General features: G+C 42.0%; 5 protein-coding genes and 3 tRNA genes. 4 read left to right on the forward strand and 4 right to left on the reverse strand.

Features of this window, described 5'->3' with window-relative positions:
* Positions 1 to 243 precede the first annotated feature (243 nt).
* The 4 genes from recC (at position 244) to PQO01_RS17115 (ending at position 10,336) form a co-directional block, all read left to right on the forward strand.
* Positions 244 to 3,516: an exodeoxyribonuclease V subunit gamma gene (gene recC, locus PQO01_RS17100; protein WP_274315358.1), complete on the forward strand. Its 3,273-nt coding sequence runs from the start codon at positions 244 to 246 to the stop codon at positions 3,514 to 3,516.
* Positions 3,516 to 7,295, forward strand: coding sequence for an exodeoxyribonuclease V subunit beta (gene recB, locus PQO01_RS17105; protein ID WP_274315359.1), 3,780 nt, complete (start codon positions 3,516 to 3,518; stop codon positions 7,293 to 7,295). Before recC ends, recB begins: the two co-directional genes overlap by 1 nt.
* Positions 7,288 to 9,126, forward strand: a complete 1,839-nt coding sequence (gene recD, locus PQO01_RS17110) for an exodeoxyribonuclease V subunit alpha (protein WP_274315360.1) — start codon at positions 7,288 to 7,290, stop codon at positions 9,124 to 9,126. Before recB ends, recD begins: the two co-directional genes overlap by 8 nt.
* Before the next feature lie 217 nt (positions 9,127 to 9,343).
* Positions 9,344 to 10,336, forward strand: coding sequence for an IS30 family transposase (locus PQO01_RS17115; protein ID WP_274312668.1), 993 nt, complete (start codon positions 9,344 to 9,346; stop codon positions 10,334 to 10,336).
* Positions 10,337 to 10,628: 292 nt separating this feature from the next.
* On the opposite strand, the gene PQO01_RS17120 is transcribed toward PQO01_RS17115, so the two are convergent.
* The 4 genes from PQO01_RS17120 to PQO01_RS17135 form a co-directional block, all read right to left on the reverse strand.
* Positions 10,629 to 11,708, reverse strand: a complete 1,080-nt coding sequence (locus PQO01_RS17120; protein WP_274315362.1) for an IS110 family RNA-guided transposase — start codon at positions 11,706 to 11,708, stop codon at positions 10,629 to 10,631.
* Positions 11,709 to 11,828: 120 nt separating this feature from the next.
* Positions 11,829 to 11,900 (reverse strand) — tRNA-Cys (locus PQO01_RS17125).
* A gap of 3 nt (positions 11,901 to 11,903) precedes the next feature.
* Positions 11,904 to 11,974, reverse strand: a tRNA-Gln gene (locus tag PQO01_RS17130).
* Positions 11,975 to 11,978: 4 nt separating this feature from the next.
* A tRNA-Asn gene (locus tag PQO01_RS17135) sits at positions 11,979 to 12,051 on the reverse strand.
* Positions 12,052 to 12,351 lie beyond the last annotated feature (300 nt).

A 12,351-nucleotide genomic window follows, 5' to 3' on the forward strand; every position in this document is an offset into this window, starting at 1 on the left:
AACTGCTGATCCAGCAATTCAAAATTGAGAATTTAAAATTAAAAATTGCAACTCTGTTGCGTCAGCGCAGCGTCACCTACCCAACTCATTCACTACGATATTTGATAAGTTTTCATCTCCAATCAGCAGATAAATACATGAAAAGCCTTTTCTAGTACTCTCTTTGTATTGCGTATCAGATATAAGAGGAGTAAAATTTTTGACTTGTTAATGTACCGACTTTTTACCTAGGAGGAATCGTCTATGAAAATTTTTGCCAGCAACCGATTGGAAACACTGGCTGCGCGACTAGCCGACTCACTAGTTTATGAAAAAAGCTCACCAGATCAACTCTTTTCAAAAGCCAATGATTTAGTCATCATCCAAAGTCGTGGCATGGCTAAATGGGTGGACTTACAAATTGCTGACAAAAACAACATTGCAACGCGCATTGATTACCCCTTCATTCGAACTTTCATCTCCCGAATCCTAGTTAAATGCGGCTACTCCCCTAAAGAAGATATTTGGGATCGCGAATCTCTAACGTGGAGAATTTTCAATACCCTACCCCAAGTTGAAGAAAGATTCACCGTTATCAATGACTACGTGAAGAAGAACAACTCACTGCGCTACCAATTGGCAGAGCAACTCTCTTCTCTCATAGATGAATACATGATTTACCGTCAGGATTGGTTAAATGCTTGGGAGAAGGGTTTCAATGCTAAGCAAAACTTCAAAGAACTCGGCAGTTCTAATGAAGAATGGCAGAAGTACCTTTGGCAAATTCTCTGCAAGGATGAACAAAACTCCTTTCAAAACGCCCTGAATAATTTCTTTGAGTCAGATTTCCAATCTCTCCCCGACTTAGAACTGCCTCATAAAATTTCTATCTTTGGCATCACCAATATGCCACCAGTCTTTATCACGTTCTTTGAAAAGCTCTCCGAAAATCACCAAGTCACACTCTACCACTTCAATCCTTGCCAGGAGTATTGGGGCGATGTTAAAAAAGACCAATTCTCCGGCATCCCCATTGAAAATAATCCTTCCCTGGGATTAAAAGACTCGATATTTTTCCGTGAAGAAGAAAATCAGGTCCCTGACCTCCCTCATTCCCTGCTAAAATCCATGGGACTGCTGGGACGCGATTTCCTCAACTTACTTATTGAAAACACCAACTTTGATTCGCTAGAAGACTACACAGAAACTTCTTCAGATAAACTTCTTCATCGTATCCAGAATGGCATTCTAAATATGAGTTTCGAATTTGAGTCAAAACTCGCAGTCGATAAAAGCATTAGCATTAACGCATGCCATTCCCCTCGGAGAGAGCTTGAGGTTCTCCATGATTATTTAGTCGAAGTTTTGGAGAGTGATCCAGAACTACGTCCTCAAGATATTGTTGTCATGGCTCCCAACATCCAGGATTATGCCCCCCACATCTCCGGAGTCTTTTCACACCCAGATGATAACCCCATAGAATTTTCCATTTCTGACCAACAAGTCAGTAGCAGACCCCTCGTCACAAGTTTCCTCAAAGTTCTAAAGCTTCATAAAACACGCTTAACAGCCAATAATATCTTGGAGATCATTGAATGTCCGGAATTTTTAGAGGCCTTTAATTTGGAGATTGATGCGATTGGAACCATCCGAACTTGGTTGGAAGAAACCCGTATACGCTGGGCTAAAGATGAAAAACAAAGAAAGGAATGGGGATTACCTGAATTTGAACAGAACTCCTGGAAGTTTGGCTTAGATCGCCTCCTCTCTGGCTATGCTTTTGATGATACTCTGATCTATGAAAATTCACTTGTCTACCCCGTAGCAGGCGATGGGCTACTACTCGGAAAATTCAAATCCGCAGTCGACGCACTTTTTAAAATTCACAGCACTCTGGAAAAGGAAAAGTTAAACCTCTTAAATTGGTCTGCCTTTTTCGCAAAATCACTAGAAGAATGCTTCATCAAAAGCCCTGATAGCCAAAATGAGTACTATATCATTTTGCAAAGCCTGCAAAAAATGACTGAGCATTCTGAGTTCCTAGATCCAGATAAAGTATTCGAAGCGGATGTCGCCATCAAGGCACTTGAGACCTCGCTTCAGGAGCAAAATAGTTCACATGGATTTATTTCCAGAGGAATAACTTTCTGTTCACTTCTGCCCATGCGTAGCATCCCCGTAAAAGTCATCTGCATGATTGGCCTCAACGAAGGCGCCTACCCACGCCATCGCCAACGCACGGGCTTTGACCTCATGAGTCGTCATTGGCGACAAGGCGATCGTACCATGAACCTAGATGATCGCTACCTCTTTCTCGAGAGTCTGATTTCTGCTAGGGACAAATTTTATTTATCCTACATAGGGAAAAGCAACAAGGATAATGAAGAAATTCCGCCCTCGGTTATCCTCGCGGAATTCATTGATTATTTAAACAAAATCACCTCAGATTTTAAAGTTCAAAAACACAAGCTCAATGTTTTCAATCCCCATTATTTTTATGATCAAAGTGAAGTCAAATCATTCTCACGCTTACATTATCAAGCGGCCCAAAGCCTAGCTCACCAAAAAGATCAAAGTGATTTTGAGTTTTGCCCTGATCAACTTGAGCTCCCCAAAGGTATTCGCGATTCCGAGGGTTACATAAATATTCAACTCAATGACCTAGCGAATTTCTTTAAGAGCCCCGCAAAAACTTTCCTTAAAAACCAATTGGGAACCGCTCTCTGGAAAGAAGAAATTAGCGAGTTAGCTGAAACTGAAGCTTTCGAACAAGTCGATAGCCTTGAAAAATGGAAGCTGAAAGATCAAATCCTGACAAACATCCTCACTTCACAGCTTCCCGAAGAAGAATTAGAGAACCATATCCGTGCACAGGTCTTAGCCGATGGTCTATTACCCTATGCCGATAGAGGTGAAGAGTGTTTTAATGAAGTCTACAGCAAATCAAATGACTTAGCTCAAAAGATCCTGCCTTTCATTGAAGAACACGAAGAGGATCAAGTAAATTTTACTTTGAAATTCACCTCCCCCGACAAGCTTAAGCTCCACTGTTCCATATCACAAATTTATAGCTCCAACTACCTGAGCTACCACTGTGGGGCCGATAAGCAAAAACATTACATGAGTAAACTCATTAGCTACTTAGCCTTAATTCAGAAAAGACCCGAACTTCACCTGAAATTCTGTAATGAAGAACATGTGCATGACTTATCGCCCTCAACTCAAAGTTCAAAAGCTTTAGAAGAAATTCTAGCTTTGTATTTAGAGGGTTTGCGGAAACCCTTGAACTTCTTTCCTGAATGTTACCAGGAATACTTTGAGAAAAGACAGCAAACGCCACCCGCTGACCATGACACAGCCATGCAGGCTGCCGCCGACAAGTGGCCACACGACACTTATAATAACCCCTTTGCCGATAGTACTAAAGCTGAAAATAAAGTCTGCTTTGGCAAAGATTTCCCCCATGATTCAGCTTCAGCTACATTCGAGGCTGTTTACAATATTGTTGAGAGTCTGAAAACCAAGGAAGTGGAATAATGCAGGACGAAGGACAAATGAAAGAACTCAACTTAAAAGAAAAGATCAGCGACTCCGGTATCACCCTCATCGAAGCAAGTGCGGGGACGGGAAAGACCTATTCCATCTCCAATATCTTTCTACATTTCATCCTCAAGGGCAAACAGGTTTCAGAAATCCTTGTGGTCACTTTTACTGAAGATGCCACCAAAGAACTGCGCGACCGCATTCGCACAAACCTTAGTCAAGCACTCAGTCAACATCACGGATCTGCAGAAAAAGATGACCCCACTATTTCGAGCATCCTAGATCTCTATACTAGCTCAGACATCAAACATCTCCTTGAACTTGCCTTGGTTAATTTTGATCAGGCGGCCATCTTTACTATACATAGCTTTTGTAAACGCATGCTCAAGGAAAATGCCTTCGAGAGTCATTCCACCTTTGATATGGAACTCATCCAAGATGACAAGAAAATCGTTGAGGAGGCCATCCATGATTTCATAAGGACCGAAAGCTATGTTGATCAAGTCTTTAAAGAAAAGGATTATTCACACCTCAAAGACCTGACGAAGTATATTCAACTCATCCCTCCGGCCTCCATAAACCGAGATCAAGCATTAGCTAAAGCTGCCCAACTCAATAAACTCGATAGTCGCAGCAATGATTTAAACAGAGACATCATCACCTACCTAGCTCCATTAAAGAATCTGCAAAGCCAATTAATTAATCAAACGAAGTCCAATCAATTTCTAGATGAACTCAGCGATTTAGTGGATGGACTAAAGGGCGTCGATTACAACGCAAAATTAGAGCTCACTATCTCAGGTTTACTGGCTGCATTACCCAAATTCCCTAAAGGCTTTAAAAGTAAAGTTTCCAAATTCTCTCAATCAGTCATCACTGCGAAAGGCGGACCTGATCATGAGTTTTTCAGAGGCTGCCAAAGCTTGTGTGACTCAGAGCTCGGATACAAAGAATTAACTGAAGAGCTCAAACAAATCAACGATGAAAAAAAGCTCATTAAAGAGGAACTCCACCTCTATTCCAAATCGGCATTTGCAGCTTATTTCCAAGCATCTTTCCAAAAGAAAAAGGACCTACTCAACGTCCTCACTTTTGATGACCTCATCAACAAATTACATGATGAGCTGCAAAACGAGGGGGCGCATGGCCCACTGCATCAAATCATCCGCAATAAATTCAAAGTCGCATTAGTAGATGAATTTCAAGATACCGATCCCATTCAGTATAAGATCTTCAAAAGCCTCTTTGGTGATCCTCAGCACTCACAAAAGCATGCTTTCTACATGATTGGCGACCCCAAGCAGAGTATCTACCGCTTCCGCGGCGCTGATATCTTTGCCTACCTCAATGCCAAAAATGATGCCGATGAGGCCTACACTTTAAAGGACAACTACCGCTCTGAACAAAGCATGGTCGATGCCGTCAATAGCTTCTTTGATTTCAAGGGCAAAAACGAGGCCTTTGCCTATGCACCGGAAGACGGAAAAGCGGGTATCACTTTTGAAGTCGTCGGCGCAAAAGCTGACAAGACCCCACTCATCATAGAAGGCCACAATGAAGCTTTACAACTGCACTGGCTCATCCCCGACGAACTTGACCCAGTGACAGAACAGAAAAAAACAACTATGCGTCCGCTCATGACAAAGCGCGTCAGTGAGGACATTATAAACCTTCTCAATCTTTCTCAAGATGGCAAGGCCTATTTTGGGCAAGAAGAAAGAGAGCCACTTAAACCCGGCGACATCTGTGTGCTTGTCAATATTAACAAGCAAGCCAGAGAAATTAAAAAACTACTTAACAGCGCGGGTATACCTGCGGTCGTCGCAAAATCGGGCAATATCTTTGATACTGAAGAAGCACAGGCCTTAGAGTGTTTTCTAGATGTCATACTCAATCCAAAAGAATCCACCATCACTCCTTTACTGCTGAGCTGTTTCTTTAATTTCACCGCTAAAGAACTTAAATCACTTGATGATAAGCAACGCTTTGATTACCTCATCGAATTCAAAGATTACAAAAAAGAATGGGAACGCCACGGTTTTTTGCGCAGCCTGCAAAAATTTATTGACAAGCATAATCTCTATACCGAGGGAGTGAAAAAAGATCAAGGCGAAAGACACATTGCCAATCTCTTTCAATTACGGGAAATCCTCCATTCCGAAGAACAAACAAAAGGGCTCGGCCCCGCTGGTCTACTCCGCTTCATCAAAGAAAAAATGCAGTCTAAAGATAAAGATGATGAGCAGTACCTGCAACGCCTAGAAACAGATGAAGATGCGGTCAAACTCATGACCATCCACAAATCCAAAGGCTTAGAATTCCCCATCGTTTTCTGCCCCTTCATGTGGGAGGAAAGCTACATGGAAACATCTGAAAAAGCTTATGGTGAGAAAAAGAAAGCGAATGACTTCGCCTTTCACAAGGAAGATGGTCAGGCAATGCTGAGCATAGATCCCAGTAGCCCCAAAAGAGAATTAAACAGAAAATTATGGCGCCGTGAAATTCTCGGCGACAAATTGCGCCTGCTCTATGTGGCCATGACTCGCTCCGCGAATCGCTGCTACCTCTACTGGGGGAATGTAGCGAATCAAAGAAAAACAAAAACGGGCTATTCCTCCAGTAATCAAAGCCCCTCCGTTTTCGAGTACCTTGTCAATGAAACATTAAAAGGCTCGCACATTGCTCAGCAAAACCCTACTTACCTAAGTCTTGGCGAACGGCGCTCTGCTTGGGAACAAAAGCTAGCGGGCTCAAACAGCAATATTGGCTTTCAAGAACTGCTCCCTGTAAAAGAATTAAGCAGCTGTCACTACAAGCCTAAAAAACAGCAGGAACTCAAAGAACCTCAAGCAATTGAACTGAGTTTCCCCTTGTGGATGGATGGCAGTTATTCAGCGCTTATTCGTAGCCATGCCAAAGTTCAGTTCACTCCTGATCTAGCGCCCCTGAATGACGAAGACGAACGCATCAAACCTAGTAATCAAGATGAAAAAGAAAACCCCGAGGGCTTCTTTGCTTTCCCCCGTGGTGCTATGCCGGGAACATGCATTCACGAAATCTTTGAACACATCAATTTCCAGAGTGAAGAAAAGTGGGATGAAGTCATCTCAGACAAACTCAAAAAGTATTACCTCCACGGCCCCCATCGATCCGATCACGAAGACTTCTTTACTCAACGAATCAATGACTGCAAAGATATGCTGCGCACCGTGCTGGGCACCCAACTTAAAAACTGTGATTTTTCTCTGAGTGCCGTCCCTTTCAAGCAACGCATGGATGAACTGGAATTTCATTACCCAGTAAAAGATATTAACTTGCACAAACTCCAGGCAATTTTCAGCAAGCATTACCAAGGAACGGATAAGCAAGACTACGCCCAGGACCTCAGTAATCTGAATTATAATATGGAAGAAGGTTACCTAAATGGTTCCATTGACCTCACTTTTCAGCATGATGGCAAGTTCTATATCGTCGACTGGAAGAGCAACTACCTGGGATCAAAATCGGAATATTACCATGAAGAAGAACTCAACAAAGCCGTTCGTGAGCATTTTTATTTTCTTCAGTATCACATCTACTCCCTGGCCTTACACCTCTACCTGGAGTCCAACTTGCAGGACTATGATTATGAAAACCATTTCGGTGCATGCATCTATGCCTTTGTCCGCGGCTTTAAAGACGGCACTAATTATGGCATGCACTATGATCGCGTCCCCCTTGACTTAATCAATGACCTTAAAGACTTTATCCTCACAGGAGCTGCCCATGTCTAAGCTTAAAGAACTCAAAATATTTTCCGATATTGACCGTCATTTTAGTGAGTTCATTTGTGAAAAACAAGCAGACCTCAATGAAGAGAACAAAAATCTCCTAGAAGAATTGGCCATTTGTTTAAGCTACTACGCTAATCAACAGCATAGTGTCTTACCCCTGTCGGAAATAAAACTTGACTACAGCGATGAGGAAGAAAAGCATCAGGCCAAAGTCCTTTCCTTTCAACTCACTGAGGCAGACCTCAATAAGTTCAATCGGGTCATGGGCACTGATGCCGATCCCCTACCACTCATTTTAGACCTCGACAATCAATTCCTCTACCTCAACAAGTATTACCGCGCCGAAAAAGCCGTCGCTGATTTTATTAGAGAAACTGCAGGTCAAACTGAAATAATTTCTTCCGAACTCACTGAGCAAGTCAACAAAGTTTTTGAAAACACCGTAAAAAACACCGGCGCAATTAATTGGCAGAAAATCGCCGCATTCATGGCCTTGCGCAGCCGCTTTTGCGTCATTTCTGGCGGGCCGGGCACAGGTAAAACCACCACAGTGGGAAAAATCCTTGCCCTGCTTCTGGAACAAAACCCCTCAACCAATATAGATTTGGTCGCTCCCACGGGCAAAGCCGCCGATCGCCTCGGTGGCTCTATCCGAAACTTTATTAACTCCGAAGAAAGCAGCGCACTCTTTGATCCGAGTACTCTAGCAAAAATCCCCGACTGCGCCCAAACTATCCACCGTTACCTGGGCTTTAATCCCGGGGGTGGATTTAAGCACAATACGCAAAATAAAACCGCATCAGATATCTTGCTCATTGATGAAAGCTCTATGGTTCCTCTCATCCTCTTTCGCTCTATTATCGATGCACTGCAAAGTGATTGTCGCGTCATTCTACTTGGTGATAAAGATCAGCTCGCAGCCGTGGAAACGGGCAATGTCTTAGGCGACCTAACTTCCGGCGAATCCATCAATGCTTTTTCTCAGACTTTTAATCAGCAGCTCAATAAGCTAAACAAGCATCTCGATATTGAAGTTGAAGAAGCCCCGAGCCCTCTTCAGGATATCATGGTCAAACTCGAGCATAGCTTCCGTTTTGACGCCGATTCGGGCATTGGCAATCTCGCAAGAGATGTCAATGACTGCCCCCATCCTCACCCCCTGGAAGACCTCGGCTACTTTGATCAATATCAGGATATAGAACTCCTCAAGCTTCCTGAAAAAGTTGAAAACCTACTGAAAAACGAATTGTTAAAAGATTTTAATCATTACAAAAATCTAGTGCAAAAAAGTACTGCAAAGGAAGCCAAACAAATCCTAGAAGCACTCAATAAATTCCGCATTCTTTGCGCTGGGCGCAATGGTTATTTCGGTTCCGAAAACCTCAATGAAATGATCAGTAAAAAAATCTTTAAGTGCTTGGATGATTCCCTCTATTTGGGACGAGCTATTATGATTACCCGCAATGACTATGGCATCAGCCTCTTTAATGGCGATATCGGCGTCATCCTAGAAGATGATGATCAACTACCCAAAGCCTATTTCACCGACGCCGATGGCGAAGTCCGCGCTTTCCCGCCTTCTGTGCTTCCCGATTACGAAACCGCCTTTGCCATGACCATCCATAAATCTCAGGGATCTGAATATAAAAATGTCTATCTACTCCTATCTGACAAATCCGAACGCCTACTCGGCAAAGAACTCATCTACACCGGTATAACACGCGCCAAAGAGAAGGTCACCCTCTACAGCGATCACGCCCCCTTGCTTCAAGCATGCAAAAAAGTCACTAAACGCCATTCAGGATTAAGTTTAAGAATAGAAAACCAGTAAACTCAGCAGGCGTCCCGCCTGCTTAATTCTTCCTCATTGGGTACGCCAAGCACCAGCTTCCATGAGAAGGCATTTACAAGTTACGGTTTGCATTAAAGGCTGAATTCGAGTAGTAAGTGCAACACTTCTGTTAGTCACTAGTATGTAAGATATCGAGTAAAACAAGACTCAGATGTAATCTGTATTAGTGACCAAACTAAACACAGAGGAGACTATCATGTCCTATAAACACCTGAGTCTTGAAGAAAGACATTACCTTGAGTTAGAGCGAAAGGCAGGCGAATCACTCAATAAAATAGCAAAAAAGCTCAGTCGTTCAACAAGTACGTTATCACGTGAGATTAATCGTAATATAGGCCAACGTGGATATCGTAATAAACAGGCTAATGAACTAGCTCAAAGGCGACAAAAAGAGAAAGCGAAAGCAGTTAAGTTAAACGTTGAGATTAAGACTTATATCAATGAACATCTTGAAATGGATTGGAGCCCTGAACAAATAGTAGGTCGATTAAAAGATGATAAGGCAGTGTCTCTTCATCATGAAACCATTTACCAATACATTCTCAAAGACAAGCAGTCTGGAGGCGAATTGTATAAATTGCTTCGACATCAAGGTAAACCTTACCGTAAGCGATATGGTAACCAACACAGTAGGAATGGCATTCCCAACAGAGTTGATATAGATCAGCGCCCTGAAGCGGCTAATAAAAGAGAACGAGTTGGTGATTGGGAGCTTGATACAATCATAGGGAAAGCTCATAAAGGCGCAATAGTAACAATGGATGACCGTAAATCAAAAGTACGATTAGCACTGCCTGTTTCTCAAAAAAAGGCTTCTTTAGTTAGTGAAGCCATCATTAATTTGTTAAAACCCATTAAAGAACAAGTTCATACCCTAACATTTGATAATGGGAAAGAATTTGCTAAACATGAAAGTATTTCTGAAATCTTGGAATGTAAAAGCTATTTTGCTAAACCATATCATTCATGGGAGCGAGGGCAGAATGAAAATGCCAATGGTTTGCTACGTCAATATTTCCCTAAGAATATGCCTCTTGATAAAGTTAATGTTTCAGAGGTTGAAATTGCTGTTCACAAGCTTAATAATAGACCTCGAAAATGCTTGAAGTTTAAAACACCTTATGAAGTATTTCAGAAACTAACTGGAATTGATTTAACAAAAAAAGTGGGTGTTGCACTTATGAGTTGAATTCAAGAAGTTATATTTTTCTGAGAATTGAGAAAACCAGTTTTCAAATGCCATCAAATTGTCTTGCTTCCATTCGCATTCTTTTATGGACTGCCTAGTCCGATGCATGATTGTATCCTATTTGATGCTGCAATCTTGGCAACGAACTTTCAACAAGGTCTGGCCAACCTATCGTTCAGCTGGTGCTCCGCAGTCATCGCATAAGACATTTGATAAACTCTTTTCTTTTTAAATTTCTTCCTTAATTGTGATTATAAGAAATATTGGGGAGGTTGGCTGGATTGGTGGATAATCATGATGCTTTTTTTAAAGCCTGTTTGTGGAGTGGTTCATAATTATCGCCACTGACCCAAAGTCGATGCATTAAAACAGCTAGCTTCCTAGCTATGGCTACTTTTGCTTTTTTTCTCCCCGCGCTACCACCTCGTGAGGCAATTCGATGTCCGTACCTCTTCAAATCAGAATCCGGGGATCTATCGCTAAAAATATGTTGAGCACAAATAACCAGTAATGATCTCAAGTACCTATCTCCATGCTTTGTTATTCTTAGTTGTTTATCTTTTTCTCCCGATTGGTCCCGCTTTGGAGTTAGGCCTAAAAAAGCACCTATATCACGACTCTTATTAAAACGGGTTGGATCATCAATAGTTAAAACAAATGCCAAGGCAGTAACTGGTCCCACTCCAGGAATCTGCCGCAGGTGCTGAGCCTCGGGACAAGACTCTTCACTAATCAGTTCAATTCGATCATCCAACCTCTCTATTCGATCAGTCAGTTCTTGACATTCGTATAGCATCTCACCTAAAGTTGGCAATAAATCATCACTTACATATTCATACATCTTTTCACTGAAACGATTAGCTTCGCACTTAGGGAGATCACTAACTCCTAAACTCTTTAGTATACCCCTTAATGAATTCATCGTTTGGGTTCGCATCTTCACAAAATGCTCACGAGCACGCAACACTGTAAGCATTTGCTGGGAGTCCATACTTCGGTGTTGAATGCCGTACAAAAGTGATGGATCCATTCGGGCTACCCGTGCTATTTTTTCAGCGTCTTTTTCATCGCACTTATTCGTGCTGTCCCATATCATTCGGAGCTTACGAGCATTTGCTACAATTACATTGAAGCCCATACTTTTGAGTTTGCTCGATATCCATAAAGAGCTACTTCCTACTTCTAGAGCTACTCGGATTTTATGAGGGCGTTCATAATTCGAAAAATATACACTTAACGATTCCAGATTATTTTCAATTTTTGCTTGTTCGACGATTTTACCTTCAGAATTTAAAACACAAATATCGTGTTTTTGATTTCCAAGATCCATTCCAATTGTTATTTCAGGTACACTGATAGTAGTTTTAGGCATGGCAGTTCTCCGTTAATTTTGGTCGTAACTTAATTAATGTCAGGCAAGGTCTGCTAGCAAGTGGACTTTGCCGAGGGCTGCCTTCTCATACTATCTTGGCAAACAGTTCAAAAGAATTAAAGAGCGTTGGGAGAATCGAACTCCCCTTTCTGGTTTTGCAGACCAGCACCTAAACCACTCGGCCAAACGCTCAAACTACTCTGTCGGGATTTGAACCTGAACTTCCTCAGTCAAAGTGAGGCGTGCTACCTTTACACTACAGAGCATTAGCACTCACGGCTGGACTTGAACCAGCAACATCCGGATTAACAGTCCGGCGGTCTACCAATTGACCTACATGAGTATGTTTTTAATTGAGATCTCCTTTGTTTTGATTTGTGATAAATGATTTACTTGGTATCAAATTTTGCCTGTTAGACAATAAAAAAGCCCCGGATCGCAAACGATCCGGGGCTTCAAATTGGGGGTGATTAAATTAATTAATCACGACAGAACAAAGCATCCAGATCCCTCGCCGGGATTGGTCTGACAATTATTCTGCTGTTGACATCTCAACATTATTTTTTAATCCTTAAAATTGTTTAATTCACTATGAATTTCTTTACTCATAAAACCCAAACAGATGATTATCAAGTCTGTTTTT

The organism is Lentisphaera marina, assembly GCF_028745505.1.
GTDB classification, from domain to species: domain Bacteria; phylum Verrucomicrobiota; class Lentisphaeria; order Lentisphaerales; family Lentisphaeraceae; genus Lentisphaera; species Lentisphaera marina.